Genomic DNA, 26,810 nt, shown 5'->3' on the forward strand with positions numbered 1-26,810 from the left:
CTTAAATTATGGACTCTATAATCGACGACGCGATCGACGAGGCGGAGGAAGAGCGCGAAGAGGCGGCCCAAAAACAGGGCGGGCACGCCCAGGAGAGCGCCGGAACGACTGGGACAGACGAGATGTCCACGTCGGGACAGATGTCCGACGAGGAGCTCGCGGACGTCGTCAAAGATCTGGAGACGAAGATCACCGTCGTCGGCTGTGGGGGCGCCGGCGGCAACACGGTCACCCGGATGATGGAAGAGGGGATCCACGGGGCGAAACTCGTCGCGGCCAACACAGACGCCCAGCACCTCGCCGACGAGGTGGCGGCGGACACGAAGATCCTCATCGGCCGCAAGCGCACCGGCGGTCGGGGGGCCGGTTCGGTCCCGAAGATCGGCGAGGAAGCAGCCCAGGAGAACATCGAGGACATCCAGCAGTCCATCGATGGCTCGGACATGGTGTTCGTCACCGCTGGCCTCGGCGGGGGCACAGGGACCGGTTCCGCGCCGGTCGTGGCTCAGGCCGCCCAGGACAACGGCGCGCTCACCATCTCCATCGTCACGATCCCCTTCACCGCGGAGGGTGAGCGCCGCCGCGCCAACGCCGACGCCGGCCTGGAGCGACTCCGCGCCGTCTCCGACACCGTCATCGTCGTGCCGAACGACCGCCTGCTCGACTACGCGCCGAGCATGCCGCTGCAGGACGCGTTCAAGATCTGCGACCGCGTCCTCATGCGCTCGGTCAAGGGCATGACCGAACTGATCACCAAGCCCGGCCTCGTCAACGTCGACTTCGCCGACGTTCGCACGATCATGGAGAACGGCGGCGTCGCCATGATCGGTCTCGGCGAGTCCGACTCCGAGAACAAGGCCCAGGACTCCATCCGTTCTGCGCTCCGGTCGCCCCTGCTCGACGTGGAGTTCGACGGCGCGAACTCCGCGCTCGTCAACGTCGTCGGCGGCCCCGACATGAGCATCGAGGAGGCCGAGGGCGTCGTCGAGGAGATCTACGACCGCATCGACCCCGACGCCCGCATCATCTGGGGCGCCTCGGTCAACAACGAGTTCGAAGGCAAGATGGAGACGATGATCGTCGTCACCGGCGTCGAGAGCCCGCAGATCTACGGCAAGAGCGAGGCCGAGAAGGAGCGCGCCGCGAAGGAACTCGGTGACGACATCGACTACGTCGAGTAATCGCGCTCGGTAGTCTCAGTTCTCCGCCCGTTCTCTCCTTGTAGCGCCGCTTTGGCCGATTTTTCTCCCCGTAGCTTCCGCCAGTGGCCCCCCGATCGTTTCGTTGTTGATAGCCACAAGACACTTCCGGGGGAGCAGTGAACGTGGGCCTATGGTTGCCGCTCGCTTGCCCTCCGCTCGCGGTGTAGTTGCGACGCTCTTTGCCGTCACTCTCGCGGCGACGGCCGTCACCGCCGGAGGCGCCGTCATTTCCGATCCAGACGTCGTCGATGAGGCGGTCGACCGGGCACACGCCGACGTGACCGTGACCGACACCGCTCCGAACGGCACGAACGCGACGGTCATGGTCGCGCCCCGTGGGACTGGCGACCGCCTCACGACCGTGGAAGCCATCGAACGGGCTCGCGAGAACGGGCGACTGACGCGGTCGTCCATCGTCGCCATGGGCGACACGGTCGTGTTTCGGTTGACACTGCCCGGGGTCGCCGGCTCGGTCGCGAACGCCTCCGGGGACGCCGACGACTCGCGATTCCGATCGTTCCTCGGTCGCGAGAACGTGTCGCTCCGGCTCGTCCAGCAGAACGTGAGCCCGATGCGGCCGCGCCACTACTTCTATCTCAACGGCTCGGCCGGACAGACGGTCGTCGCTGACTCCGCCAACGACACCTACTACGTCGCCGCCGACCTCACGGACGTCCCGTCCGCTGGAAGGGAGTCGGGGATCGACAGCCACCTTCCCCCAGCCGACTTCGTCCCGCGCCTCGTCGTCGACGGCGAACACCGGCTGAATCCCGGTGACCTCGACGGGGAGAACCAAACGGGCGAGTTTGAGCTCCTGTCCCGCGACGCCATGCCGGTCGCTGTCGAGAGCGACGCGCGACTCGACCCCGGGTTCGCTGCCGCGCCGAACCAGACCATTACCGGGTACACCACGCTCGCTCCGGGATCGACCGTCACAGTCAGGGTAACGGACGCCGCGGGTATCGAGACGCCACAGACAGCGACGGCCCGGGTGACACGGAAAACGGTCGAGCCCGACGAATACGATCCGCCGAAGTTCGTCTTCCAGACCGCCTTGAACCTCAGCGGCGTCGAACCCGGGACCGATATCGGTCTCCGTCTCGCGTCGAACGGGACGACGTTCGACGTGTACGAGCACGACCGGTACCGGGCACCGGTCGTCTCCGCGGACGCCGAAGTCGAACTGCCGACGACCAGTCCGATCCGAAACGACGCCGTCCGAGTTGAGCGAGCGGTCCTCCCCGACGGCGGGTTCGTCACAGTGGAGCAAGTGACCGACGGCACGGTCGTGGGTAGTAGCGACTATCTCGACCCCGGTACCCACAAGGAGCTACGCGTGAGCGTTAGCGGGCACGTCACCGACAACTCGACCCTTCGGGTTTCCCTCGCTCACGACTCCGACGGTGACGAAAGTTACTTCGTGGGCACCGACCGGTCCTACGCCGACTCGATGCGACCGGTCGGTGTGACCGTCTCGTGGAACGCCACCGCAGCGGCGATCGACGACCGAACCACGACACCGAACGCCACGGTCATGGTCGCGCCGGACGGGAAGCGGGAGGCGCTGTCGTCGCGGGCGGCCATCCGTCGAGCGCAACGAGAGGGGTGGCTCACGCGCTCGGATCAACTGGCGGTCGGGGACACGTTCGTCCTCAGACTCACCGCGCCGGGTATCGCCGGCGCGGTGGCGGACCAGACTGGTTCCACCGACGAAGCCCGGTTCGAGTCCTTGCTAGCTCGTTCGAACACGTCGTTGCTGGTGAGCGAGAAATATCCCACTCCGCATCGTCCTCGGGAGCACCTCTACCTCGATGCGACGAACGCGACGACGGTCGTCGCCGAGCCCGACAACGACACCTACTACGTCGCGGCCGACCTGACGGCACTCCCGCAGTCCTTCGGTGACGACGAACGGTCGTCCTCCGAACCACATCTGGTCGACGGCGACGAGTACGTTCCGCGCTTCGTCGTCGACGGCGACCACCGGTTGAACCCCGGCGACATCGGAGAGCCGAACCAAACCGCGCAGTTCGCGGTCTACGACCCTGACGCGGCAGTGGTAGTCTCGAATGAGACAACGGACACGGTTCGGGTCGGACCGGCACCGAATCAGACGATAACCGGTCTCGCGAACGTCGCACCGGGAACGGCGGTGACCGTCCGGCTGTTCAACGGGTCGGGCGAGCCGTTCCCCGTCACCGAGACGGTGCGCGCGAAGCGGATGTCCGAGGACTTCGGAGGGTCACAGTTCAACGCGACGTACGACCTCAGTAGCGCGGATCCGGGAACCGAGTTCGACATCGAAATCCGGGCGAACGGCATGCGGGTCGATGATATAGACAGCGGCTACGTCGATCCCGAACTCGTGCCGACTGCGACGCCGACGCCGACTCCGACCCAGACACCGGCACCGACGCCGACTGCAACGGAGACGCCGACCGAGACACCGCACCGGGACCCGGGAATAACACCAACCGAGACGCAGACGCCGACCGCGACGACCGAGACGACCGCCGGTGACGGTCCCGGGTTCGGCGTGCTTCCGGCGCTCGCCGGCCTCGCCCTCGCCGGACTGGGTACGGGCGCACGCCGACGGAGGGACGACTGATGACTGTGCGTCGTCCGTTTCCACGTGCCCCCGCGGCAATCGTTCTCGCTGTGCTATGTCTCTCTGCTATCGCCTTCGCCGGCGGTATACCCGCCGCGGCCGACTCCCACGTCGCGATCGAAGAAGGTGCGGTCGAACAGGCCCGCGGTGACGTGGCGACGTTCACGCTATCCATCCCGCGGGGTGAATCGGTCGCGTTCGTCCTCGACGGGTCCGGATCGCACCGACACCGCCTGAATCTGACGGATGTTGACCCGAACGGTCGAATCACCCTGTCGCTCAACACGCACCTCGCCGGACCGAACGCGTCAGCGCACGATATCTACAGCGTGGCCGGGCAAGATGCGCTCTCAGTCGTAGGGAACGAAACGGACGGGCAACTCGAATCGGCCACCTACCGAGCCGAGGTCTACGCGAACGCCACCGCAGACGAACCGGCGGACACCGCCGGCCTCTCGCTCACCGATCCCGGACTTGCAAACGCGACGGTCATGGTCGCGCCGGACGGGAAACGGGAGGCGCTGTCGTCGCGGGCGGCCATCCGTCGGGCGCAGCGCGAGGGCTGGCTCACGCGCTCGGACAGGTATGCGGTCGGTGACACGTTCGTACTCAGACTAACCGCACCGGGAATCGCGGGCGCCGTGGCGAACGAGAGCGGCCCCAGCGACGTCGCACGGTTCCGATCCTTCCTCGCCCGTCAGAACACGTCTCTGATGCTGATCGACAAACGCCCCGGTCCATCTCTTGGTCGGGTATCCCTCTACCTCGACGCGGCGAACGTGACGACGGTCGTCGCCGACCCCGACAACGACACGTATTACGTCGCGACCGACCTGACGACGCTCCCATGGTCCTCTGATTACGACGAGAAACGGTCGTTCTCCGACCCGTATCTGATCGACGGCGACGCGTACGTCCCGCGGTTCGTCGTCGAGGGCAAACACCGGTTGAATCCCGGCGACATCGCGGAGGCGAACCGGACCGGATATTTCACTGTCTCCATCTCCGACGCGACAGTGGCCTTCTCGAATGAGACGGCGATGACTGTGCAGGTCGGACCGGCGCCGAACCAGACGATCACGGGCTACGCGAACGTCGCACCGGGAACGGCGGTGACCGTCCGACTGTTCAACGGGTCGGGCGAACCGTTCCCGATAACTGAGACCGCCCGCGTCACGCGGGCGTCGTCGCCGACTGCGGATTCCGAAGAGAACCTGTTTCGGGCGACTGTCGACCTCAGCGGTGCCGATCCCGGGACCGAATTCCTGATCGAAATCGGAACGAACGGCACGCTGATCGACGGACCGTACCGGGGCTTCGTCGATCCAGAACTCGCGCCGACTGCGACGCCGACTCCCACTCCGACCGAGACACCGACACCGACGCCGACTGCAACCGTGACTCCCACCGAACCACCGCACCGAAACCCGGGAATGACACCAACTGAGACGCAGACGCCGACCGCAACGACCGAGACGACGGCCGGTGACGGTCCGGGATTCGGTGCGCTCGCGGCACTTCTCGGACTAACGGCCCTCGCCGCCATCGGTGTCTGTCGCACTGGCGGTCGGAGTCAGTGACCGGAACCGAGCGCCGTCCCGCGGCCAGTCCCTCGGAAGATTTACCCGCGCTCCGCGGGACCGGTGGTGCATGCACGTTCACAGCGAAACCGACACCAACCGACGGGTGAGCCGATGACGATCAACAGCGACTGGGGCGAGTGGTGGGCTCGCGAGGAGTTCAACGGCCCCGACGTGGAGGGCGTGTCGCTGTGGTTCCTCGGCGTGACTGGCTGGGCGATCCGGACGCCCGAGACCACGCTGTTCATCGACCCGTACTTCAGCACCGAGCGCGACCGCGAGTACATCGCACGGATGCCGCCCGTGCCGATGGAACCGCAGTGGGCGGACGCCTGCGACGCCGTGTTCTGCACGCACGACCACCGCGACCACTTCTGGCCGCCCTCGTTCGGCCCGCTCCTCGACATCGACGGCGCCTCGATCCACGCGCCTGCCGAGTGCTACGAGAACTTCGACGTGAGCGAGATCGCCGAGGACCAGCGAGCGGCCGTCGAGCCCGGCGACAGCTACGAGGTCGGCGACCTGACGGTCCACGTCCGCGGCGGTCGCGACCCCGACGCCGACGGCAGCGTCACCTACGTGCTCGAACACGAGGAGGGGGTCATCTTCCACGGCGGCGACAACCGGCCGTGCGACGCGTTCGAGGCGGTCGGCGAGGAGTTCGACGTCGACATGGGGATGCTCTCGTACGGGACGAGCGCACGCCTCTACCAGGACGGCGAGGTCGTCCGCCGGAAGCTGTACAACGACGCCCAGGACGTGATCGACGCCGCGAACATGGTGGGGATCGACCGGCTCGTCCCCACGCACTGGCGGCGCTGGCGAGCGATCCAGGCCGATCCGGGCGCCCTCTCGAAGGCCGCGACCACGTTCGAGTACCCCCGGATCATCGAGGAGATCGAGGTCGGGGATCGGCTCCGCCTCGGACAGCCGGGGATCGTGACGCCGACTCGCCTCGGCGGCGACTGAGAGTGGCGTATCGGACGGGTCGGGCAGACTCGACAGGCGGAGCGACGCAGTGGCGGGCCAGGATTTTCAGCCGAAGACTTCGGTGAATCGGTTCGTGGCCTCGTCCGGGCCGGCGACGACGAGTTCGTCGTCGGTTTGGGGCCGGAAATCGGGGCCCAGATCGGTGAGAACGGTGCCGTTGCGCTCGACGGCGACGACGGTGACTCCGGTTCGCTGGCGCACGTCGGCGTCGCCCAGCGAGTACCCGACGAGGCCGGGCGCGCGCGTCCGGAGGACCTCGACCTGCGTGTCGAGCGAGATCACGTCCTCGTCTTCGAGGACGGCCGAGGCGACCATGCGGCCGGTGACGGTCCCGAGCGAGAGGACGTAGTCGGCGCCGGCGCGGTACATCTTCTGGACGGATTCGGCCTCTTCGGCGCGGGCGATGATCTCGACGGCGTCGCTCTCGTCGCGGACGACCAGCGTCGCGAACTCCGCGGCGGTGTCGTCGGGGATCGCGAGGATGACCGACCGGGCCGACGCGAGCCCGGCGCGGTCAAGGACGTCGGGGTCGGTAGCGTCGCCCACCACGTCGACGCCGGGCTCGTCGTTCCGGTCGACGACCGTGTAGGGCAGGTCCACCGCTTCCAGAACCTCCGTGATCGTCCGGCCGACCTCGCCGTGGCCGACGACGATGGTCTCGCCGGAGGCGTGGCGGCGCACCTCCGACCGGGTGCGGTCGGCGAGGCGTTCGAGTTGCTCCTCCTCGCCGGTCAGCAACAGGACGGTTCCCGGCTCGATGACGGAGTCTGGCGCGGGCGGGCTCTCGAACTCGCCGTCGAACCACGCGCCGATGACGTTGACGCCGGCTCGTTCGCGCAGCCCGCTCTCGGCGAGCGTTCGGCCCGCCAGGTCTGCGCCGCGGTGGACGGGGAGTTCGACGATGTCGAAGTCCTCGCCGAGTTCGACCATGCCGCCCAGGTCCGTGGAGACGCTGGCCGTGACCTTGCGCGCGAGGCTCTCGCCGAGCAGCGGTCGCGGCGAGAGCACCGCGTCGGCGCCGGCGAGTTCGTGGTAGCGCGCCCGGTCGGGTTCCTCGACGACGCTGACGACCCGGACGGACTCGTCGAGTTCCTTCGCGGTCAGGACGATGCTCGCGTCGACCTGGTCGGAGACGTCGGCCACGAGCGCGCGGGCGTCGGCGAAGTTGGCGGCGTCGAGGCCGTCCACGGAGTCGGGGTCGGTGTGGATGACGTCGTAGCCTTCCTCGTAGAGGTCGGTCGCCGTGTCGCGGTCGGGTTCGACGATGACCCACGACACGTCCCGGGAGTCGAGTTCCGCGATGAGCGTCTCGACCCTGGACGTGTAGGTCGCGACGATGACGTGGTCGTCGAGGCCGTTCTCGACCGCGGTCGGCACCGTCGTCGACAGCGCCTCCTCGAAGGCGGGAAACGCCACGACCGGCAGCGCGAGGAATATCATGACCGTCCCGGCGATGTCCATGACGACGACCAGCACGAGCATGGCCGACGACTCCCAGCCGGCCTGCGCGCCGTAGCCCGTCGTCGTGAACGTCTCGACGACGAACTGGAACGCTTCGAGAAACGTGAGCGCCGTCCTCTCGTAGGCGCCCATCCCGTACTGGTAGAGGAGAGTGAAGACGACCATGGAGAGAACGAGAACACCGGTGTACCACACCGACCGGCGCTGCCACGTATTCATATCCACTTGGTTGCCGTTCGGCCGTATAACGGTTCTGGGCGAGGAAGGCACGGGGTTCGCGAACGCCGGGCGCGGTCGTCGTCGGACAGCATCAATAGATAGAAAAGCCCGCGGGAGCAACCGGTCGACATGAACGTTCCCTACGACCTGAGCTCCTACGTCCGCGTGCTGAAGCTGGCGAGCACGCCGTCGTGGGAAGAGTTCTCGCAAGTCGCGAAGATCGCCGGCGCCGGCATCGTCCTCGTCGGCATCCTCGGCTTCCTGATCTTCGTGATCATGAACTTCGTCCCGGGCGGCCCGGGTGGTTTCTGATGGGTATCTTCGCCGTCAAGACCACGGCCAGTCAGGAGCGCACCGTCGCCGACATGATCATGAACCGCGAGGAGGAGTCCATCCACGCCGCGCTCGCCCCGGACTCGCTGACCTCCTACGTCATGGTCGAGGCCGAGGACTCCGCCGTCTTCGAGCGCATCTCCGACGAGATTCCCCACATGCGCGGCGTCGTCCCCGGCGAATCCGGGATCAGCGAGGTCGAGCACTTCCTCTCGCCCAAGCCGGACGTCGAGGGCATCGCCGAGGGGGACATCGTCGAGCTCATCGCCGGCCCGTTCAAGGGTGAGAAGGCGCAGGTCCAGCGCATCGACGAGGGCAAAGACCAGGTCACCGTCGAGCTGTACGAGGCGACGGTCCCGATTCCGGTCACCGTCCGTGGCGACCAGATTCGGGTCCTCGACTCCGAAGAGCGGTAGAATAGCATCCGGCGGCGAAGCCGCCGGTTCTCGCGACGAACGGAGTGAGTCGCGTTTTTTGCCCCATCTATTTCCAGGCGCGCGCTCACAGTGAGCGGCGCAAATGCGTTCATCGTCGAAACCGGAGATTCAAACAGCCGTCGAACATACGGGAAGACACTTACTGGACGACTGTGTGGCAGTGGACGAGAACCACACATGCCCTCCATCCAGACGAACGGGCTGACGAAGGAGTTCGGCGACGACGTGGTCGCCGTCGACGACCTCGACCTGACGATCGAGGAAGGCGAGATATTCGGCTTCCTCGGTCCGAACGGCGCGGGGAAGTCGACGACGATCAACATGCTGCTCGATTTCATCCGGCCGACCGCGGGGTCGGCGCAGGTGTTCGGCATGGACGCCCAGGACGAGGCGGCGGCCATCCGCGAGCGCATCGGCGTGCTCCCCGAGGGGTACGGGTTCGACGACTATCTGACCGGGCGCGAGTACATGGAGTGGGCCGTCGAGACGAAAGACGCCGCCGACGACCCCGAGCAGTTGCTCGACCTCGTCGGCATCCGCGAGGACGCGGGTCGCGTCGCCGCCGGCTACTCCAAGGGGATGCAACAGCGTCTCGCCTTCGGCATGGCGCTGGCAGACGACCCCGACCTGCTCGTCCTGGACGAGCCCTCGACGGGGCTGGACCCGAACGGGATCCAGCACATGCGGTCGGTCATCCGCGACCGCGCCGAGAGCGGGACGACCGTCTTCTTCTCCAGCCACATCCTCTCGGAGGTCGAGGCGGTCTGCGACCGCGTCGGCGTGATGAACGAGGGCGAACTGGTGGCGATAGACTCTATCGAGGGGCTGCGCGAGAGCGCGAGCGGCCAGGCCACCATCGAACTGGAGTGCGCCGAGGTGCCCCCGGCCGACGGCGTCGCCGACATCGACGGCGTCGCCGCGGTCGACGTGGCGGGGACGAAACTGACCGCGACGTGTTCCGACCCGCGCGCGAAGGTCGACGTGGTCAAGCGGGTCGACGCCCGCGCGGAGGTCGTGGACATCCTCGCGGACAACACGTCGCTCGAAGAGCTGTTCAACCAGTTCACCGGCGGCGGTCGGGACGGCGACGCCGAGGTGCCGGCGGGCGAGCCGGGTCGGCGCGCGGAAGCCCAGGAGGCCTCGCCATGAGCACGGTCACCGTCGCGAAGAAGGACTTCAAGGCGGCCCGTCGGTCGAAGTTGCTCTGGGCGGCGGCCATCGCCCTCGGGCTCATCGCCGCGTTCGTGGGATACGTCTCGGGGAGTGCTGCGGGGTCAGGCACCGAACGAGTGCAACTGCTCTTCCGCGTGCTGACGATGCTCCTCGCCGTCCTCTTGCCAATCGTCGCGCTGGTGGCGAGCTACCTCGCCATCGCGGGCGAACGCGAGGGCGGGGGGATCAAGTTCCTCCTCTCGCTGCCCAACACGCGTCGGGGCGTCTTTGTCGGGAAGCTGCTGAGCCGGAACGGCATCGTCGCCGGCGGCGTCGCGTTCATGTACGTGGCGGCGGTCAGCGTCGCGTTGACCCGCCACGGAGCGTTCCCCGCGGCCGTGATCTTCGGCACGCTGCTGGTGACGCTCGTCTACGGGAGCGTCTTCGTCAGCGTCGCGATGGCGATGTCCTCGGCCGTGGCCTCGCGGAGCCGCGCCATCGCCGGCGCGTTCGGGACCTACTTCGCGCTCGTGATCCTGTACCTGGTCCCCGGCGTGTCGGTCGCCGCTATCGCCCGGTGGTTGCACACGACCCTCCTCGGCGCCGACCCTAACCCCGACCTGTACAACGCGGTCCAGTACACAAGCCCCTACCTCGCCTATCGGAAGGCGATCAACCTCGTCATGCCCGAAGAGATGCGACAGAACATCTTCCGGTCGAGCCTGCCCGAGGACCTGCGGTTCGAGCCGGTCGGGGCCAACGACGCGCTCCCGATGTACCTGCAGGACCAGTTTTCGCTGGTCGTGCTGGCGTTCTGGCTGGTGGTTCCGCTACTGATCGGATACGTGCTGTTCGAGAGGGCTGATCTGGAATGAACCGACGCGACACACTCGGTACGGTGCTGGCGGTCCTGGCGGTCGTCCTGTTCACGGTCCCGGCCTTTTTCCCGGTCCAGCCGATGCTGGTCCACGAGACCGACGAGTACATGACCGGCTCGCCCGAGGAGCTCCGACAGGAGGGGCACGAGATAATCGCCTACGAGAACCTCTCGGCCCGCGGGCAGGAACTGTATCGACAGACGCTACGCAACGACGGCGAGTACCGCGTCGCGGTCGGCGAGGGCGCCTCGGAGTTCTCCTACCTCAATCAGACCGAGCGGCGGCGCGCGTACGAAAACGACAACCGGAGCGCTGTCAGAGCGGTCGTCATCGAGCGGCCCGAAGACGACAGCGACCTGCCGCCGCCTCAGGTGCCGAGGTTCCTCGGCGACCCGGGCGAGAACGCGAGCGAGGAAGAACAACAGCGGGCAGAGATGGCTCGGCGCTACGACGCGATGGACACGTCGACAGAGGAACCGCCGCTCGGCGCGACGCCGCAGCTGATCCGACTTGCGTCCGTGCTGTTCGCGGTCCTGTCGCTCGGCGTCGGCGGCTACCTGCTCTCCTCGAAGTAGCCGGCGCCTCGGCGGTGCGGTTTTCGGTTCGGCGGATCGAGACGGGAGCGGGGGCGCTGTCCGGTGGTAGATCGAGCGGGGAGAATAGCGATCAGATCGAGCCGCTGCCGCCTTCGAGACGGTCGATGACCTCGCGGATGTCGGCCTCGTCCTCGATGGTCTCTTTGACGTTCTCGCGGCGGCGGACCTCCTTGGCGGTGGCGTCGTAGGCGCGGACGTACTCCGCGCGGCTGTGCTCGTCGAACGCGTGGCGGATCGCGAAGTAGCCGTCGGGGAGGACGGTCCCGCAGACCTTGCACTCGATGCGTTCGTGTGCTGTCGACTGGTGGACGATCAGGTCCTCGACGCGCTCGAACTGGTCGTCGTCGCCGTCGATCGCACACTCCCAGGGGGCCATCGTACCCGAGACATGCCGGCCCCTTAATAAAAACATTCCCCCTCGAACGGCGGCTCGACCGCCCGGAGCCGCTCTCGGGGGTCCGGCGTCGGTCAGACCGGGAGCGAGCCGGCCACGTCGGGGAGGTAGGTCGGGAGCACGTAGACGAGGCCGGCCGCGACCGTGAGTTCGAAGGCGGTGACCGCGAGCATCATCGCGTCGGAGAAGTCGCTGCTGACGGGGACGCCCACGGGCGCGCCGAACTCCTCGTCCCAGAGCGGGTAGAACAGGGCGATCCCGCGGGTCGTGCCGAACACGTCGAGCACGTAGTGGGTGAGGACGCCGAGCCAGACCCACTGGAGGTTGTCGAAGTAGAGTGGATAGGCGGCGACGATGCCGAGGACGAAGACATTGTGGAGCGTCTTGCGGTGTTTGCCGAAGTGCGTGTCCACGTCGGGGAAGAGAGCGCCGAGGACCAGCGGGACGAACACCGCCGCGACGGTCCGGAACGTCGCCGCGTCGCCGGCCGGTTCGAGGATGAACCCCAGCCCCACGGCGAGGAAGACCGCGTTCAACACGTGACCGCGCTTGTTCATCGGCGGTATCGACGGACGGCGGGGTGACAAGTGTTCCCCTTCGGTGTGCTCGCAGGGCGGCTCGGGGACCGCGGGATCACTCGGAACGCTCGCGAGCGGCGCGTTCGAGGTCGGCGAGCGCGCGGCGCGCGAGGCGCTCGCGGACGGCGGCGCGGTCGCCGTCGAACTCGTAGCGCGAGACGGTCGCGGTCGAGTCGCCAGACTCCCACGGCGCGGCGTAGGCGACGCCGACGAAGCAGGTGCCGACGGGTTTCTCCTCGGTGCCGCCGCCGGGGCCGGCGACGCCTGCCGTCGCGATCCCCCAGGTCGCGTCGGCGGTGTCGCGGGCGGCCCGAGCGAGGTCTCGGGTGACCGGTTCGCTGACGGCGCCGTGCTCGTCGAGCGTCTCGCGGGCGACGGCGAGCGTCGTCCGGAGCGCGTCGTAGTCGTAGGGGACGACGACGCGGTCGAGGTAGTCGCTCGCGCCCGGCGCGCTCGTGAGGAGCGCGCCGACCAGCCCGCCGGTGGCCGTCTCGGCGACGGCGACGGTCTCCCCGCGGTCGCGCAGCAGGTCTCCGACGCGCGCCTCGACGGGCGGGTCCTCGGCGAACTCGTCCATATCGGCGGAACGCGCGGCCGGCCGAAAAATCCAGGGGACCCGCGTCGGTCGTATCGATCCGACTATCGGAACTTCAGCGCCGCTCGGCGTCGACCACCGAGAGGTCGCCGTCGACGGTCAGCGCGAGTTCGTCGTCACCGGCGGCGAAGGTGAATCGCGCCTCGAAGGGGTCGGTCGAGACGACTTCCTCGTCGAAGTTGTTGTACGCGCGGCCGATCGCAGGGAGCGTCTCGGCGGTGGGAGCGAAGGGGTTCAGGCCGTGGTCGAGCAGGAAGGCGACGAGCGGGGCCGAGTCGGCGAGACCGACTACCGCGGCCCCGCTCTCGCCGTAGATGCAGTTCGTGCATTCGAGGTCGATCGCGACGGCGTACCGCCGACCGCAGGCGTCGCAGAGGCCCGCGTTCGAGTCGTGGTCCTCGCAGACGCGCGTCGAGCGGTCGAGCGTCGCCGAACAGCGCGGGCAGACGCCCGCCGACGCCGCGAGTAGTTCGAGGTGCCCCCAGACCCAGGCCGCGCGGAAGACGGCCTCGGGGTCGCGGTCGGCGACGCCGGCGGGCGGGAGCGGGTGGTACCCGAGGTAGCCGTAGTCGGCGTCGCCGTCGGTGCAGCCCTCGTCGTCCGGTTCGGTGTGGGCGTACGTTCCCGCACACTCCGTGCAGTAGAGTTCGACGCGCTCCTCCCGGAAGCGGACGGCGACCGGGGCGCCGCAGTAGTGGCAGGGTTGGTCGATCTCCGTCCGTTCGAGCACCGGCGCGTCGGTGACCGCCCCGGAGAGGACCGCCTCGACGACTCGCTCGCCCGCCCGCCGCAGTTCGTACCCGTCCTCGCCGTTGCGAACGAAGTGGCCGGTCAGGCGGTCGAGGTGATAGTTGAACCTCCCGGAGTCGGTCATGCCGACGCGCCTGCGGAGGTCGGTGAACGAGACCGGGGCGTCGGCGCCGCCCAGCGCTCGGAGGATGTCGACACGAGTCTCGTTCCCGAGGACCTCGAACGCCTCGTCGGGCGAGAGCGTCCGGTCTGCCGGATCGTCGGTCATCGCTCTCGCCAACGGGCGCCGGCACCTAAAAGTCGCTCCCGCCGGCGCCTCGACTCCGTGCGAAACGCAGCGATACCGGCGATTCGAGGCCGGGCCCTGAGCGGGTCCCCGGTACGACCACGGCCCCGGGCCAGCGGCAGGTCAGCTCTCGTCTTCGAGAGGCGTGCCGCGGGTCGCGACGCCCCGGAAGACGGAGAACCGGGGTTCGAGAAAGTCGGTGTCGTGTGTGGAAGTGTTTCCACACCGTCAACTTCACCGGTCTCGTTCGGTCCGGTTCACCCGTATTCATAGGGGCCGAGGGTCGATAGTGGGGCGATGGGTCCGAGACTCGTGGTGCAGTGTGGCCTGCCGGGCGTCGGGAAGTCGACCGTCGCGGCCGAGATCGCCGACCGCCTCGGCGTCGAGCGCGTCCGGAGCGACGCCGTCCGAGCCGAACTGTTCGACGACCCGACGTACAGCCGCGCGGAGAAAGACCGCGTCTACGCGACGATGCTGGAGCGTGCGCGGGCGTCGCTCGCCGAGGGGCGGGCGGCAGTCCTCGACGCGACCTACGAACGCAAGGTCGATCGGGACGACGCGGCCGCGCTGGCCGACGAGGTCGGTGCAGAACTGTTCCTGGTCCGGGTCTTCTGCGAGGAGTCGGTCGCTCGCGAGCGCATCCGTCAGCGGACGGACGACCCGAGCGAGGCCGACGTCGAGGTGTACGAGAACGCCCGCGAGCGGTTCGAGCCGCTCGAACGCGACCACGTCACGATCGACAACTCCGGCGACCTCGCGGAGACCCGCCGACAGCTAGACGAACACGTCTGAGCGACCGGCGAGTACGTCCGAGCGAGCGGGGCGGACGTCGGGGCGCGGCGAGCGCCAGGATTTACGTCGCGGGGGGCCAACGGTCGTCTATTCGATGGACTACGAGACGCCGCAGTTCTTCAGAGTCATGCAGTACGCCGCCCGCGCGGACCGCGACGTGGTCGACATGGTCAGCGGGAACCCCGACTGGGAGCCGCCCGCGGCGCTCCGCGAGGGGTTGCGCGAGTACGCCGACGGCGAGGTGAGCGACTTCCAGTACCCGCCGAGCGTCGGCCTGACCCCGCTGCGGGACGAGATCGCCGAGCGCCGCGGCGTCGACCGCTCGCGCGTGCTCGTAACGAACGGCGCGGGCGAGGCCAACCACCTCGCGACGACGAGCGCGCTCGATCGCGGCGAGGGCGAGGAAGTGATCATGACCGACCCGGTCTACCCCTACTACGCCGGCCGAGCGAACCTGCTGGACGCGCCGGCCACCTACGTCCCCGTCGACGAAACCGGCCAGCTCGACCCCGCCGACGTCCGCGCGGCTGCCAGCGACGACACCGCCGCCATCGTCGTCAACTCCCCGAACAACCCGACGGGAGCGGTCTATCCCCCGGAGACGATGGAATCGCTGGTCGAGGTCGCCGAGGAGCGCGACGCCGTCCTCGTCAGCGACGAGGTGTACGACCACTACGACTTCACCGGCGAGTTCGAGAGCGCCCTGGCGGCCGACTCCGACCGCGTCGTCGCCACCAACTCCTTCTCGAAGTCGATGGCGATCACCGGATTCCGCGTCGGCTACGCCGTCTTCCCGCCGGAGGACGGGCCGCTCGGCGAACTCGTCGAGCGGGCCAGAACGCGACACATGATCCAGAACGTGGCCGGGAGTCGCCCGGCCCAGTACGCCGTCCTGCGGGCGCTGCGCGAGACGCCGGTCGAGTACTACGAACGGAACCGCGAGCGCCTCCGGGAGCGCATCGACCGGTTCACCGACGCGCTCGACGCGGCCGGCGCGGAGTACACGACGCCCGGGGGATCGTTCTACGTGATGGCCCGCTTCGACGGGTTCCCGGGGACGATGGAGAACGTCGAACGGCTGGTCGACGAGGCCGGCGTCGCGGGGATGCCCGGCGAGGCGTTCGGCGAGTCCCGCGCCGACTGGCTCCGCTTCGCGCTCGTCACGCCCCGCGTCGACGAGGCGGCCGAGCGACTCACGGACTACCTGGCGTAGCGCTCTCAGTCCAGCGTCACGGGTTCGCCGCGCTCGGCGGACTCGTAGATGGCCTCGACGATGGCGACGGCCTTGCGCGCCTCGGGGCCGTCGAGCATGAACGGCTCCCCGTTCTCACGGGCGTCGAGGAACTCGCGGAGGTTCGGCAGTTCGAGCGGGTTCGGCTCGTCGTCGCCTGCGGCGGGGCCGGAGAAGCGTTCGCGGACAGCCGGATCGTCGTCACGCTCCTCTCGGAACTCCCAGGTCGAGATCTCCTCGCCGCGGACCTCCGCGGAGCCGTCGCGTCCGCCGAGTTCGTAGCGGATGTCGCCGCCGGGGTAGGTCGCGGTCGTCGCGAGCACCTGTCCGAGCGTGCCGTCGCGGAAGCGCAGCGTCGCGACTGCGGTGTCTTCGACCGCTAAATCGTCGTGTCCGCGGACGTCCGCGAACGCGAACACCTCGGCGACGGGGTTCTCGCCGGGATCCAGGTCGAGACCGGCGCCGACGATCCACTGGAGCGCGTCGACGCTGTGGATCGCCTGGCTCATGACTGCGCCGCCGCCCCCCAGGTCGGGGTCGGCCTGCCAAGTGCCGTCGTAGTAGTCGTCCGTCCGCCACCACGGGACCGCGGCGGTCGCGACGGCGAGCGACCCGAAGCGCCCGCCGGCGACCGCCTCCCGGACGGTTCGGACAACCGGTTTGTACCGGCGCTGAAAGACGCACCCGAGCCGGATCCCGTGTTCGTCGGCCGCGTCGATCATCCGGTCGACGCGCTCGGTGGTGATCTCCAGGGGTTTCTCGCTGAACACGTCGACGCCGCGCTCGGCGGCCGCGAGCGCTGGTTCCAGGTGAGCCCCGTTCGGCGTGCAGACGTCGAGCACGTCCGGGTCGGCGTCGTCGAGCATCTCCTCGACGTCGAGGTACGGATCGCAGCCGTGTTCGTCGGCGAACGACTCCGTCCGGGCCTCCTCGCGGCCGGCGCAGGCCACGACGTCGACGTCGTCCAGCTGGTCGTAAGCTCGCATGTGCGTCCCCGCTGCGCCGCCGACGCCGACGATGGCGATCCGATGTACGGACATTGACGGACAGACGCCGAACGACGGCAAAAAGGTCGGGGTGGCGCTCGCGTCAGGCCACGTCTCCGGCGTCGCCGGCGTCGAGCCGGACGGTGACGGTCGTGCCCGCCGCGTCGGTGTCGAAGGAGAGTTCGCCGCCGGAGCGATCGACGACCCAGCTGACCAGCCACAGGCCGACGCCGGTGCCGTGTTTGAGCGGCGTCTCCTCGCGCTCGTCCAGGACGTCGAGTTCCTCCTGGGAGATGCCGGGCCCGTCGTCCTCGATCCGCAGCGTGACGGAGTCGCCGTCCGCGGTCGCGGAGACGGTCACCGAGGCGTCGTCTTCGCAGTGGGTCACCGCGTTCTCGATCAGGTTCTCGACCGCGTAGGGGAAGGCTCGATGGACGCGGACGGGCACGCGTTCCGTGACCCGAACGTCGTACTCGGCCGCGGAGTGGACGGCGGAGACGTTCGCGACGCTCCGGTTGACCACCGAGCGCAGGTCGAGCGTGACGCGGCCCTCGTCGCTGTCGATGACGCGCTCGATCGCGCGGGCCTTCTCGGCGGTCCCGACGAGTTCCTCGCTTCGGTCGACGATGGTCTCCGCCATCTGGCGCTCCTCGCCCGTGGTCCGCTCGGCAAGCACCTCCGCCTGGCCGCGGACGACAGTCAGCCCGGTCCGGACGTCGTGTCTGAGCACGCGCGTGAGCACCTGTTTCAGCAGGTCGAGCTCGTCTTCGCGGCGCTCGCGCTCGGTCACCTCGTGGAGGATCCCGACCGAACCGGCGGCGTCGGTGTCACCGAGGCCCGCGACGGTCGCCTCGAACTGCCTGACCTGGCCGTCGGCGTCCGGCAGTTCGAGGTCGCAGGTGGCGCTCTCGCCGGTCTCTCGCGCGCGATCGAGCGCCGCGACCGTCTGCTCGACCGCTTCCTCCGGGACGAACTCCGCGAGTCGGGCGCCGTCGAGCGCCTCGCGCGAGCTGTCGAACAGGGAGGCCAGCGCCTCGTTGCAGATCTCGACCCGACAGTCGTCGTCGACGACGTACATCGGGTCGCCGGCGCTCTCGACGAGGCGGCGGTATCGTTCGAGCGTCCGCTCGTGATCGCGGCGCTCGGTCACGTCGCGCGCGACGTTGACGAGCCCCTCGTACTCGTCGTCGTCCTCGCGGACCGAGAAGTGGACCGCCAGCGTCCGCTCGTCCCCGTCGGCCGTCTCGAAGGTCATGTCGATGACGCCGCTGTCCTGGCTCGTCGTGCGCAGCCGCTGGATCAGCCGCTGGCCCGAGGCGAGCTCGCCGTCGGCCATGAACGTCGCGGTGTGCTCGCCGACCATGTCCTCGTGTCCGAGCAGGTCCGCGAAGGACTCGTTGTGGTACTGGACGCGGCCGTTGGCGTCGACGACCGAGATGCCGTCCTGAACGTGGCGGTCGAGCAGCTCCAGCAGTTCGTAGCGGGCGCCCGAGCGGGCCGACCAGGTCACGTCCTCGATGACGACCAGGCGGAGGGGGCCGACCGTTTCCGGGAACTCGTGCTCGCTGTAGCGAAAGCAGGCCTCGCTGTCGGCGGTCGGCACCGTGAACCGTGTCGGCTCTTCGGGGATGTCGGTGCCGCGGATCGTCCGGATCGCCTCGGGGTCGTGCGTGAGCGCGGCCGACAGCTGCTTGTAGAAGTTCGGCGTCTCCGGGAGCGTGACCGACACGTCGCGGCGGTCGAATATCTCTTCCAGCGTCGTCGTCTCCCAGATGACGGTCCCGTCCTCGTACACGAGGAAGCTCGACGACGACTGCGTGTCGGGGTCGACGCGGTCGAACGACCGCGTGAATCGCGACTCGGCCTCCGCGGCGGTGCGGACCGCGCCGAGCAGTTTCTCGACGACGAAATCGAGTCCCTCCTCGGCGGTCCACTTCTCGACGAGCGTGTCGGCCGCGCCGGAGACCGCCGGATCGACGTCGTTCGGTTCGAGGCTCGTGTAGAGGGCGACCGGCACGTCCGCGCCGGTGACCAGGTCCGTCACGTCGGTCGGTGCGTCCGGCTCGACGACCAGGACGTCGACGTCCCCCTCGGAAAGGCGCTCGTGCGTCCGTTCGGCGTCGTCCGTCCCCTCGTAGGCCACGTCGTCGGCCGTGCGATCGATGACGTCGGCCAGCCGCGATCGGACGGTCTCGTCGGGGTCGAGGTGCAGTATCAGCACCGCCGATCCGTCGCTGTCCTCCCGGCCGTCGTCCGTGTCGTCATCCGATCCAGTCATCTGTCCTCCCGGCCGTCCAGTCCGTTCCGCGGCCCCACCGGCCCGTCTCGTCGGCCGTCGATGCGGGAAGTGCTGACTCCAGAACCATAAGTGTCCCGTGGAATCGCCACCAGCGGGGCGGCAGCCGAGCGCGCGGGGAGGCAGCGACCGCGGACCGACGGGGCATCCGTGCGTTCATAGGCGAGGACGACACAGGGATCCACAATGCCCGAGGACCGCGGCGCGGGCGGCGAGTCCGGGAGCGGATCGGCGAGCGGCGGGACCGCCAGTGGCAGTGCGGGGCGCGACGAACCCGCCGCCGACGGCGCGGGAGAGGACGGACCGGACGCCGGCGCGGCGTTCGGGAGCGGCGACCCCGAGACCGCCTGGCGCGACGTGTTCGGCTTCGACCAGCCGTACGAGAGCCAGACCGATGCGATCGAGCGGGCGATCGAGGTCGGTCAGCTCGGCGGCTACTTCGCGATGGAAGGGCCCTGCGGGACCGGGAAGACGATGGCCGCGCTGACCGCAGGCGCGACGCTCGCGCGTACGACATCGAAGTACGACCGCGTGATGGTCGTCACGCCCGTCAAGCAGCAGCGCATCCAGTTCGTCGAGGACCTCCGGACGATGAACGCCGGGCTGGCCGCCGACCCCGACGCGCCGGAGCCCCTCGACGGCGTCGCCCTCGTCGGCAAGCGCGACCTGTGCCCCTACGGGCGCGAGGGCGCCTTTCCCGACGACGCCTCGACGCACGACCGCTGCGAGGACCTGCGCGAGTCGACGGCGAACCTGGTCGAGGCCGACCGCCGCTCGGGCGACGCGCCCGCGGCCGACGCCTCGCTCGAATCCGACCCGGACGACATCTGGTGGGACCCGGACCTGGCGAGCGACCTGGTGCGCGAGGCGCGCATGGACGCCGACACCTACCGGACGTTCGACAGCGCGCTGGAGACTGCGGGTGCAGAGTCGCCGTACCCGCGGAGCCAGCCCAGTGCGCCGGAGGGGATGACCTCCGGCGACGACGACCCGCTCTACTGCCCGTTCGAGGCCGACTGGTTCGCCCGCAACAAGGGCTCGCCCGTCGACTTCTCGGCGGGCGAGAACCGGGTGGTGACCGCCGACGACTACCTGCCGGCGAGCGTCGAGCGCGGCACCTGCCCCCACCGCGTGATGGGCGTGATGCTCGAACACGCCGACGTGATAATCGGCAACTACAACCACGTCTTCGACCCGGGATCGCGACCGCTGGTCGCCGCCGCGCTCGACTCCTCGACCTTCCTCGTCGTCGACGAGGCCCACCGCCTCGAAGAGCGCGTCCGTGACCTGCTCTCCGACAGGGTGGGCCGTTCGACGATCAAGCGGGCGCGCAACGACTGCAACCATCTCCTCTCGCGGGCGCGAGAGAGCGAGGACCGCAAGCGGCAGGTCCGGGACCGGCTGGCCAGTCACGACGTGCCCCTCTCCGCCATCGACCGGGCCAGGGAGTTCTACGACGACCTCCTCGACTGGCTAGACGAGCGCGTCGAGGCCTACCTCGACGAGGAGTTCGAGCGCGACTGGCGCGTCGGCGACCCGGCTGACAGCGTCCCCGCCCGCGACGTCGAGATCCCCCTGCGCGATCCCGACGAACCGGAACCCGACGAACTGACCCGCTGGGCCGAACGACAGGGCTACGACGGGGACACCTGGCGGACGCTCGCGACGGTCGGTGCGGCGGTCGAGGACGCCATCGACGGCCTCGGACTGACGCGCTCGCCCGTCTGCGCCGCCGTCGGCGCCGTGATGAACCACTGGTGGGAGCGCGACCACGACCGCTACCTCCGTGAGATCGAACTCGAACACTCGCCGAAGACCGGACAGGCCGCCGACGCCGTCGACGAGGATTACCAGCGCGTCTACACGCCGGGGCTCGTCCTGTTCGACTGCATGCCCGCCGAGTCGCTGCGGGAGATCTTCGACTCGCTGGGCGGCGGCGTCCTCATGAGCGCGACGCTCTCGCCGCTGGACGTGTTCACCGAGGTGTCCGGGCTCGAATCGCTCCGCGCGGGCGACCCCGATCCCGGACCGACGCCCGACGACGGTGACCACGGTCGCCCCGTGGAAGCGGAGAGCTACCCCCTGCGATTCCCCGCGGAGAACCGCGCGAGCTGGGCGGTCGACGCTCAGCCGTTCACCGCGCGCAACCGCGGCGACCCCGGCGACATGGACCCGCTGGGCGACGGCTGGAACCAGACGCGGGGCGAGTACGCTCACGTCCTGCGGTCGGTCGCCCGGTCGCCGGGGAACGTCCTCGTGGCGATGCCCAACTACCGGGAAGCCGAGTGGGCCGGTGCTTACCTGGAGGAAACGGTCGACAAGCCGGTCCTCGTCGACGAGAGTTCGAGCAACGAGGCGACGGAGGAACTCAAGGCCGACTTCTTCAGCGGCGACGGGAAAGTCCTAGTCACGAGCACGCGCGGGACGCTCACCGAGGGCGTCGACTACGACGGCGAGAAACTGGCCGCCGCGCTCGTGATCGGCGTCCCGCTCGTCAACGTCGGATCACCGCGTGTACAGGCGGTCCGACGGGCCTACGCGGACGAATTCGGGGAGGACAACGCCTTCGAGTACGCGCTGACCGTCCCCGCGGTCCGCCGCGCCCGGCAGGCCATCGGGCGCGTCATCCGCGGGACCGACGAGGTCGGGGTGCGCGTGTTCGCCGACCGTCGCTACACCGCGGGGACCCGTCACTCGGTCCACGAGTACCTCTCGCCCGCCGAGCGCGAGGAGTTCGTCCGGATGACCGCGGAGTTCCTCGACGGGCAGCTAGAGCGGTTCTGGGCCGACCGGTCGCAGTGAGACGCCAGCGGGCGGCGCGGTCGGCGGTTTTCTCAGGTCGCCGAAAGGTAGTGCCGATATACCCCCGGGAAGCCGGCACCTGACAGCCGTCGAAGGGGAGTTAATCGGTCTATACCGCCATCCACGGCCGGAAAGCATATGGCGGAGTATTCCCGTTACTCAAGAGATGCCAGAGTGTCAGAACTGCGGGTCGTTTGTTACCGAGGCGTACGTACGCGTGTTCACGCCCGACGGTCACACTGGCCCTCGCGTCTGTCCGTTCTGCGAAGACAAACTCCGTGACGGTGCCGAGGTGCGCGAGGCTCGGTCGTCGCGGTCATAGGCATCACGCCTACCCGCTCGTGCCGGCCGTCCGGGGGGACGGTCGACCTTTCGCTGTCCGCCGACGCGTAGTCCTGACTGTCGTCGCTGTCGGGCCCGACGTCGAGTCTCAGTGAGCGACGGAACGGAAACCGATACGGTGCCCCCTGACAACGCCGACGTATGCAGGCGTACTTGTTCGTCCACTTCAGGGAGACGCGGACGCCGGACGGTGAGCAGGTGTACTTCGGGATCAGCGAGGACGGGTTGCACTGGGAGGAAGTCAACAGCGGCGACCCCGTCCTCTGGAGTTACCGGGGCGACAAGGGCGTCCGAGACTGCACGATCACCAGGACGGACGACGGCCGGTTCGTGATCATGGGGACCGATCTCAGCCTCGCGTACGGGATGCCCAACCAGTACGACGGGTCGTGGGAGGCGATCACCCGCAACGGGAGTGATTCGCTGGTGCTGTGGGAGTCCGAGGACCTGGTCGAGTGGTCCGACCAGCGGATGGCCGAACTCGGCGACGGGCAGTTCGGCTGTCTCTGGGCGCCGGACATCACCTACGACCGCGAAAACGGCGAGTACGTCGTCCACTGGTCGTCTTCGCACCGCAGCGACGACTACCAGGACAAGGCGATCTACTACGCGACGACCGAGTCGTTCGAGACGTTCTCGGAGCCGGAACTGCTCTACGGGAAATCCGACAGCGGCGTCATCGACTCCGCGATGTACGAGGAGGACGGGTCGTACTACTGCTTCCTGAAGAGCGAGGCGAACCCTGCTGGGATCATTCTGGTGAAGAGCGAGCGGCCGACCGGTCCCTTCACCCGGGTCGAGGCGTTCGACCGGACGATGGAGGGGCTGGAAGGCGAGCGGTACGAAGCGCCGACCGCCTTCCGACTCGACGACGGGCGGTGGTGTCTGTTCCTCGATTACTTCGGCGGGAGTCCGGAGACGCAGGGGTACGTCCCGTTCGTGGCGGACTCGCTGGAGGAGGCGTTCGAGCGCGCCGACGACGAGTTCGCGTTCCCCTACGGGTTCAAACACGGCACCGTCCTCCCGATCACGGCCGAGGAGTACGATCGGCTGCAAGCCTACGAAAAGGACCCGTCGGAGCGGTAACAGAGCGACGAGACGGTAAACACCGTCCCCGAGCGGAAGGAGACGGTTCGATGAATTCATCCGTCGCGCGGGCGCACCCCGAGGCAATGAGCGACATCGACGTCGAAGCGGTCGACGACATCGACGACGCGGCGGTCCCCGCGGGAGTCGACGCGCCGGAGTACGTCCTCTACGGGGGGAAAGGCGGCGTGGGGAAGACGACGATGGCGGCGGCGACGGCGCTGGCGAGCGCCCGCGACGGCACCGCGACGCTGGTCGTCTCGACGGACCCCGCCCACTCCCTCTCGGACACGCTGGAGACCGAGATCCCGGCAGAGCCGGCGCAGATCCGCGATGAAATCCCCCTCTACGCGGCGGAGATCGATCCCGAGGCCGCGCTGGAAGACGGCCCGTTTGCCGAGGAAGGGGGCGGGATCGGCGGCGCCGGGGGCGCGCTTGGGGGCCTGGGCGGGATGCTCGGCGACGCCGGCGACGAGATGGTCGACCCGCTGGGCGGGTCGATGCCCGGCGCTGACGAGGCGGCGGCGATCCGGCTCCTCATCCGGTACATGGACGACCCGCGATTCGACCGGGTCGTCGTCGACACCGCCCCGACGGGGCACACGCTCCGGCTCCTCGAACTCCCCGACGTGATGGACTCGATGGTCGGGAAGATACTCTCGCTGCGCGAGCGGATGGGCGGGATGATGGAGAACCTCGGCGGGATGTTCGGTGGCGACGACGAGGACGTCGACCCCGAGGAGGGATTGGACGACCTGCGCGTGCTCAGCGACCGCATCGAGCAGTTGCGGTCCGTGCTCCAGGACCCGACCCAGACCGACTTCCGCGTCGTGATGGTCCCCGAGGAGCTGTCCGTGCTCGAATCCGAGCGACTGCTCGCGCGCCTCGACGAGTTCGACGTGCCGGTCGGGACCGTGGTCGTCAACCGGGTCATGCAGGATCTGGCGGACGTTGCCGACGTAGACGCGGAGTGGTTCGTCTCGCCGAACCTCGACGACTGCGAGTTCTGCCAGCGGCGCTGGTCGGTCCAGCGCGAGGCGCTCTCGCGCTCACAGGACGTCTTCCGCGGCCACGACGTGCGCCGCGTTCCCCTCTTCGCGGACGAGGTTCGCGGCGAGCGCGCGCTGCGCGTCGTCGCGGCGTGCCTCGAAGAGTAGCGCGTTGTGGCGCGTCTCGAAGAGTGAGTCGCTAGCTGCGGTACACGTCTGTGCTGCGCTCGTACTCCATCGCGTCCTCGACCTCGAAGGCGACTTCGTGGCCCCACTCGCGCTCGACGAGCCACAGCGCGGCGTCGATGCCGGCGGTGATCCCTCCGGCGGTCACCACGTCGCCGTCGTCGACGACGCGGGCGTCGATCACCTCGGCGTCGGTCTCGCGCAGGTCGTCGAGCGCGCTCCGGTGGGTGACGGCGGGGCGGCCGTCCAGCAGGCCGGCCGCCGACAGGACCATCGCGCCGGTGCAGACCGAGAGAATCGTCGCGCCGCGTTCGTGGATCGTCCGGATCGCGTCGAGGACTGCCTCGTCGCTGGCTAGCGCCCGGGCGCCAGCGTCCTCGTCGCCGTCGTTCCACCCGCCGCCGGGGACGACGAGGTAGTCGAGGTCCGCGTCGGCAGCGAGGACGTCGTCCGGTTCGACGCGGAGGTCGTACGCAGCGGTGACGAGATCGGTCTCGTCGGCCGCCAGCAGGTCGACCGTCCAGTCCGCGCCCGCCGTCCGTGCGTTCTGGAACACCTCGTAGGGGCCGATCGCGTCCAGTTCCTCGAATCCCTCGAAGGCGAGGATGCCCAGCGAAGCGTCGTCGCTCATGATCCGACGCTACCCGCGAGACGCCCGAAAAGCTACCGGCCGGTCGGGGTTGGTGGCCGTGTTACGAACGCACCGTCATTCGACGAGCAACACGCGCAGGTCGTTGACGTTCGTCCCCGTCCGGCCGGTGTGGACGAGCGCGCCCCTGTCGGCGAGGAACGGCTCCGCGTCGTTGTCGGCCAGCGCGTCGCGCGCGGCGGCGGCCGCCTCGGTGTCGGCGATCGTCTGTCCGTCGACGAGCGCACCCGCCGCGTCTGTCCCGCCGTCACGACCGTCAGTGTCGACGGTACCAAGGACGGCCCTCTCGGGGAGTTCGAGCGCCGCGCGGAGGGCGAACTCCTGATTGGGGCCGCCGGAGCCGTCGCCGCGGACGGTCACCGTCGTCTCGCCCCCCGAGAGGACGACCGCGGGCGCCTCGATCGGATTGCCGGTCGCCGCGGCCTCCTCGGCGACGGCTGCGTGGGCCAGTCCCTGTTCCCGCGCCTCGCCGCGGATCCGCGAGGACAGCACCGCAGTCTCGTAGCCCGCATCGTCGGCCACCGTGCGGGCGGCATCGATGGCCGTCCACGCGTCCGCGAGCAGGTGATAGCGGACGTGAGAGAAGTCGGCGTCGGGACCGGGCGTCTCCTCGCGGTCGCCGGCCGCGCCCGCCTGGAGGTGCGCCCGGACCTCGGCGGGAACCTGGAGGTCGTAGCGGTCGAGGACGGCGAGCGCGTCGTCGAACGTCGTCGGGTCGGGGGCGGTGGGGCCGCTGGCGATCACGCCCGGGTCGTCGCCGACCACGTCGCTGAACGCCAGCGTCACGACCGTCGCCGGGGCGGCCGCGGCCGCCAGCCGCCCGCCCTTGACGTCCGAGAGGTGCTTGCGGACGGCGTTTATCTCGCCGATCGCCGCGCCGGCCTCCAGCAGCGCGGTGGTCGTATCACGCACGTCCCCCAGGGAGAGGTCGCCAGCGGGCGCGGGAAGAAGTGCGCTCCCGCCGCCGGAGATGACGGCGAAGACGAGCGTCCGCTCGCCGGCCTCCGCGGCCAGATCGCGGACGCGACGAGCGCCCTCGGCACCGGCTTCGTCCGGCACCGGGTGCGACCCCTCGACGACCTCCACCCGCTCGGTCTCGACGGGGTCGTCGGTGACGACGACGCCGCCGCCGACGGCCTCGCCGAGCCGGTCTTCGAGCGCGGCCGCGACCTGGCCCGCCGCCTTGCCGCCGCCGAGGACGAGAATCTCGTCGTACGCGTGCAGGTCGTACACCTCGCCCGCGATGCGGAGCTGGTCGCCCGACAGCGAGAGCGCGTCGGCGAGAACGCGCTCGGGCCGCGCGGCCTCGATCCCGGCTTCGAGACAGTCCAGGACGACCTCGTGGGCGTCTGTGCGGGTCAGGTCGGCGCGGTCGCGCACGCCGACCACGTC

Annotated in this window: 23 protein-coding genes; 14 read left to right on the forward strand and 9 right to left on the reverse strand. The window is 69.1% G+C overall.

Going from position 1 to position 26,810, the window contains the following annotated elements; genetic code table 11:
• Window positions 1-8: 8 nt before the first annotated feature.
• The 4 genes from ftsZ (at window position 9) to ACMGFH_RS12060 (ending at window position 6,359) form a co-directional block, all read left to right on the forward strand.
• On the forward strand, window positions 9-1,181 hold the full coding sequence (gene ftsZ, locus ACMGFH_RS12045; protein WP_415378688.1) for a cell division protein FtsZ: 1,173 nt from the start codon (window positions 9-11) through the stop codon (window positions 1,179-1,181).
• A 151-nt stretch (window positions 1,182-1,332) separates the two neighbouring features.
• Entirely contained in the window at window positions 1,333-3,810 is a 2,478-nt protein-coding gene (locus ACMGFH_RS12050) for a BGTF surface domain-containing protein (protein WP_415378689.1), read from the forward strand.
• Window positions 3,811-3,860: 50 nt separating this feature from the next.
• A complete protein-coding gene (locus tag ACMGFH_RS12055; RefSeq protein ID WP_415378690.1) occupies window positions 3,861-5,390 on the forward strand; it encodes a BGTF surface domain-containing protein in 1,530 nt (509 codons plus the stop codon).
• A 114-nt stretch (window positions 5,391-5,504) separates the two neighbouring features.
• The gene (locus tag ACMGFH_RS12060; protein ID WP_415378691.1) at window positions 5,505-6,359 is read left to right on the forward strand and encodes an MBL fold metallo-hydrolase; all 855 of its coding nucleotides are present in this window, start codon (window positions 5,505-5,507) and stop codon (window positions 6,357-6,359) included.
• A 66-nt stretch (window positions 6,360-6,425) separates the two neighbouring features.
• Here the strand turns inward: ACMGFH_RS12060 and ACMGFH_RS12065 are convergent, their stop codons facing one another.
• Window positions 6,426-8,060, reverse strand: a complete 1,635-nt coding sequence (locus tag ACMGFH_RS12065) for a potassium channel family protein (protein ID WP_415378692.1) — start codon at window positions 8,058-8,060, stop codon at window positions 6,426-6,428.
• 129 nt (window positions 8,061-8,189) lie between these two features.
• Here ACMGFH_RS12065 and ACMGFH_RS12070 point away from each other — a divergent pair, with 129 nt between their 5' ends.
• From ACMGFH_RS12070 to ACMGFH_RS12090, 5 genes are all read left to right on the forward strand, one after another.
• Window positions 8,190-8,372: a protein translocase SEC61 complex subunit gamma gene (locus ACMGFH_RS12070; protein WP_415378693.1), complete on the forward strand. Its 183-nt coding sequence runs from the start codon at window positions 8,190-8,192 to the stop codon at window positions 8,370-8,372.
• Complete coding sequence (locus ACMGFH_RS12075) at window positions 8,372-8,809, forward strand: transcription elongation factor Spt5 (RefSeq protein WP_274325850.1); 438 nt, start codon at window positions 8,372-8,374, stop codon at window positions 8,807-8,809. Before ACMGFH_RS12070 ends, ACMGFH_RS12075 begins: the two co-directional genes overlap by 1 nt.
• A gap of 198 nt (window positions 8,810-9,007) precedes the next feature.
• Entirely contained in the window at window positions 9,008-9,979 is a 972-nt protein-coding gene (locus ACMGFH_RS12080; RefSeq protein WP_415378694.1) for an ABC transporter ATP-binding protein, read from the forward strand.
• Entirely contained in the window at window positions 9,976-10,857 is an 882-nt protein-coding gene (locus ACMGFH_RS12085) for an ABC transporter permease (protein ID WP_415378695.1), read from the forward strand. Before ACMGFH_RS12080 ends, ACMGFH_RS12085 begins: the two co-directional genes overlap by 4 nt.
• Window positions 10,854-11,435 carry a hypothetical protein gene (locus ACMGFH_RS12090; RefSeq protein WP_415378696.1) on the forward strand — a complete coding sequence of 194 codons (582 nt, stop codon included), beginning with the start codon at window positions 10,854-10,856 and terminating at the stop codon, window positions 11,433-11,435. Before ACMGFH_RS12085 ends, ACMGFH_RS12090 begins: the two co-directional genes overlap by 4 nt.
• Window positions 11,436-11,526: 91 nt before the next feature.
• Here the strand turns inward: ACMGFH_RS12090 and ACMGFH_RS12095 are convergent, their stop codons facing one another.
• The 4 genes from ACMGFH_RS12095 to ACMGFH_RS12110 all read right to left on the reverse strand — a co-directional run bounded on the left by ACMGFH_RS12095 (window position 11,527) and on the right by ACMGFH_RS12110 (window position 14,041).
• On the reverse strand, window positions 11,527-11,832 hold the full coding sequence (locus ACMGFH_RS12095; protein ID WP_415378697.1) for a hypothetical protein: 306 nt from the start codon (window positions 11,830-11,832) through the stop codon (window positions 11,527-11,529).
• Window positions 11,833-11,924: 92 nt separating this feature from the next.
• Window positions 11,925-12,407, reverse strand: a complete 483-nt coding sequence (locus ACMGFH_RS12100) for a metal-dependent hydrolase (protein WP_415378698.1) — start codon at window positions 12,405-12,407, stop codon at window positions 11,925-11,927.
• 76 nt (window positions 12,408-12,483) lie between these two features.
• On the reverse strand, window positions 12,484-13,005 hold the full coding sequence (locus ACMGFH_RS12105; protein WP_415378699.1) for a CinA family protein: 522 nt from the start codon (window positions 13,003-13,005) through the stop codon (window positions 12,484-12,486).
• A gap of 73 nt (window positions 13,006-13,078) precedes the next feature.
• On the reverse strand, window positions 13,079-14,041 hold the full coding sequence (locus tag ACMGFH_RS12110; RefSeq protein ID WP_415378700.1) for a hypothetical protein: 963 nt from the start codon (window positions 14,039-14,041) through the stop codon (window positions 13,079-13,081).
• A 315-nt stretch (window positions 14,042-14,356) separates the two neighbouring features.
• Here ACMGFH_RS12110 and ACMGFH_RS12115 point away from each other — a divergent pair, with 315 nt between their 5' ends.
• Both ACMGFH_RS12115 and ACMGFH_RS12120 read left to right on the forward strand, forming a co-directional pair.
• Window positions 14,357-14,851 carry an AAA family ATPase gene (locus ACMGFH_RS12115; protein WP_415378701.1) on the forward strand — a complete coding sequence of 165 codons (495 nt, stop codon included), beginning with the start codon at window positions 14,357-14,359 and terminating at the stop codon, window positions 14,849-14,851.
• 94 nt (window positions 14,852-14,945) lie between these two features.
• A complete protein-coding gene (locus tag ACMGFH_RS12120; protein WP_415378702.1) occupies window positions 14,946-16,064 on the forward strand; it encodes a pyridoxal phosphate-dependent aminotransferase in 1,119 nt (372 codons plus the stop codon).
• A 5-nt stretch (window positions 16,065-16,069) separates the two neighbouring features.
• On the opposite strand, the gene ACMGFH_RS12125 is transcribed toward ACMGFH_RS12120, so the two are convergent.
• Window positions 16,070-17,122 (reverse strand): Gfo/Idh/MocA family protein, encoded by a 1,053-nt coding sequence (locus tag ACMGFH_RS12125; protein WP_415378703.1) that lies wholly within the window; start codon window positions 17,120-17,122, stop codon window positions 16,070-16,072.
• A gap of 49 nt (window positions 17,123-17,171) precedes the next feature.
• On the reverse strand, window positions 17,172-19,346 hold the full coding sequence (locus ACMGFH_RS12130; RefSeq protein WP_415378704.1) for a PAS domain S-box protein: 2,175 nt from the start codon (window positions 19,344-19,346) through the stop codon (window positions 17,172-17,174).
• A 204-nt stretch (window positions 19,347-19,550) separates the two neighbouring features.
• On the opposite strand from ACMGFH_RS12130, the gene ACMGFH_RS12135 reads away from it, so the two are divergent.
• From ACMGFH_RS12135 to ACMGFH_RS12145, 3 genes are all read left to right on the forward strand, one after another.
• On the forward strand, window positions 19,551-22,166 hold the full coding sequence (locus ACMGFH_RS12135; protein ID WP_415378705.1) for an ATP-dependent DNA helicase: 2,616 nt from the start codon (window positions 19,551-19,553) through the stop codon (window positions 22,164-22,166).
• Window positions 22,167-22,649: 483 nt separating this feature from the next.
• Window positions 22,650-23,594, forward strand: a complete 945-nt coding sequence (locus ACMGFH_RS12140) for a glycoside hydrolase family 43 protein (protein WP_415378706.1) — start codon at window positions 22,650-22,652, stop codon at window positions 23,592-23,594.
• Between the two features lie 86 nt (window positions 23,595-23,680).
• Window positions 23,681-24,751: an ArsA family ATPase gene (locus ACMGFH_RS12145; protein WP_415378707.1), complete on the forward strand. Its 1,071-nt coding sequence runs from the start codon at window positions 23,681-23,683 to the stop codon at window positions 24,749-24,751.
• A 31-nt stretch (window positions 24,752-24,782) separates the two neighbouring features.
• Here ACMGFH_RS12145 and ACMGFH_RS12150 read toward each other — a convergent pair whose 3' ends face one another.
• Window positions 24,783-25,400 (reverse strand): DJ-1/PfpI family protein, encoded by a 618-nt coding sequence (locus tag ACMGFH_RS12150; protein WP_415378708.1) that lies wholly within the window; start codon window positions 25,398-25,400, stop codon window positions 24,783-24,785.
• A 75-nt stretch (window positions 25,401-25,475) separates the two neighbouring features.
• Window positions 25,476-26,807 (reverse strand): glycerate kinase type-2 family protein, encoded by a 1,332-nt coding sequence (locus ACMGFH_RS12155; protein WP_415378709.1) that lies wholly within the window; start codon window positions 26,805-26,807, stop codon window positions 25,476-25,478.
• Window positions 26,808-26,810 lie beyond the last annotated feature (3 nt).

Source organism: Halosimplex rarum (assembly GCF_047715405.1).
GTDB classification, from domain to species: Archaea; Halobacteriota; Halobacteria; order Halobacteriales; family Haloarculaceae; genus Halosimplex; species Halosimplex rarum.

Bases quoted from the DNA above. Each gene is read 5' to 3' on its own strand.
- ftsZ (WP_415378688.1), top strand. From the start codon at position 9: ATGGACTCTATAATCGACGACGCGATCGACGAGGCGGAGGAAGAGCGC.
- ACMGFH_RS12050 (WP_415378689.1), top strand. From the start codon at position 1,333: ATGGTTGCCGCTCGCTTGCCCTCCGCTCGCGGTGTAGTTGCGACGCTC.
- ACMGFH_RS12060 (WP_415378691.1), top strand. From the start codon at position 5,505: ATGACGATCAACAGCGACTGGGGCGAGTGGTGGGCTCGCGAGGAGTTC.
- ACMGFH_RS12065 (WP_415378692.1), bottom strand. From the start codon at position 8,060: ATGAATACGTGGCAGCGCCGGTCGGTGTGGTACACCGGTGTTCTCGTT.
- ACMGFH_RS12070 (WP_415378693.1), top strand. From the start codon at position 8,190: ATGAACGTTCCCTACGACCTGAGCTCCTACGTCCGCGTGCTGAAGCTG.
- ACMGFH_RS12075 (WP_274325850.1), top strand. From the start codon at position 8,372: ATGGGTATCTTCGCCGTCAAGACCACGGCCAGTCAGGAGCGCACCGTC.
- ACMGFH_RS12080 (WP_415378694.1), top strand. From the start codon at position 9,008: ATGCCCTCCATCCAGACGAACGGGCTGACGAAGGAGTTCGGCGACGAC.
- ACMGFH_RS12085 (WP_415378695.1), top strand. From the start codon at position 9,976: ATGAGCACGGTCACCGTCGCGAAGAAGGACTTCAAGGCGGCCCGTCGG.
- ACMGFH_RS12090 (WP_415378696.1), top strand. From the start codon at position 10,854: ATGAACCGACGCGACACACTCGGTACGGTGCTGGCGGTCCTGGCGGTC.
- ACMGFH_RS12095 (WP_415378697.1), bottom strand. From the start codon at position 11,832: ATGGCCCCCTGGGAGTGTGCGATCGACGGCGACGACGACCAGTTCGAG.
- ACMGFH_RS12100 (WP_415378698.1), bottom strand. From the start codon at position 12,407: ATGAACAAGCGCGGTCACGTGTTGAACGCGGTCTTCCTCGCCGTGGGG.
- ACMGFH_RS12105 (WP_415378699.1), bottom strand. From the start codon at position 13,005: ATGGACGAGTTCGCCGAGGACCCGCCCGTCGAGGCGCGCGTCGGAGAC.
- ACMGFH_RS12110 (WP_415378700.1), bottom strand. From the start codon at position 14,041: ATGACCGACGATCCGGCAGACCGGACGCTCTCGCCCGACGAGGCGTTC.
- ACMGFH_RS12115 (WP_415378701.1), top strand. From the start codon at position 14,357: ATGGGTCCGAGACTCGTGGTGCAGTGTGGCCTGCCGGGCGTCGGGAAG.
- ACMGFH_RS12120 (WP_415378702.1), top strand. From the start codon at position 14,946: ATGGACTACGAGACGCCGCAGTTCTTCAGAGTCATGCAGTACGCCGCC.
- ACMGFH_RS12125 (WP_415378703.1), bottom strand. From the start codon at position 17,122: ATGTCCGTACATCGGATCGCCATCGTCGGCGTCGGCGGCGCAGCGGGG.
- ACMGFH_RS12130 (WP_415378704.1), bottom strand. From the start codon at position 19,346: ATGACTGGATCGGATGACGACACGGACGACGGCCGGGAGGACAGCGAC.
- ACMGFH_RS12135 (WP_415378705.1), top strand. From the start codon at position 19,551: ATGCCCGAGGACCGCGGCGCGGGCGGCGAGTCCGGGAGCGGATCGGCG.
- ACMGFH_RS12140 (WP_415378706.1), top strand. From the start codon at position 22,650: ATGCAGGCGTACTTGTTCGTCCACTTCAGGGAGACGCGGACGCCGGAC.
- ACMGFH_RS12145 (WP_415378707.1), top strand. From the start codon at position 23,681: ATGAGCGACATCGACGTCGAAGCGGTCGACGACATCGACGACGCGGCG.
- ACMGFH_RS12150 (WP_415378708.1), bottom strand. From the start codon at position 25,400: ATGAGCGACGACGCTTCGCTGGGCATCCTCGCCTTCGAGGGATTCGAG.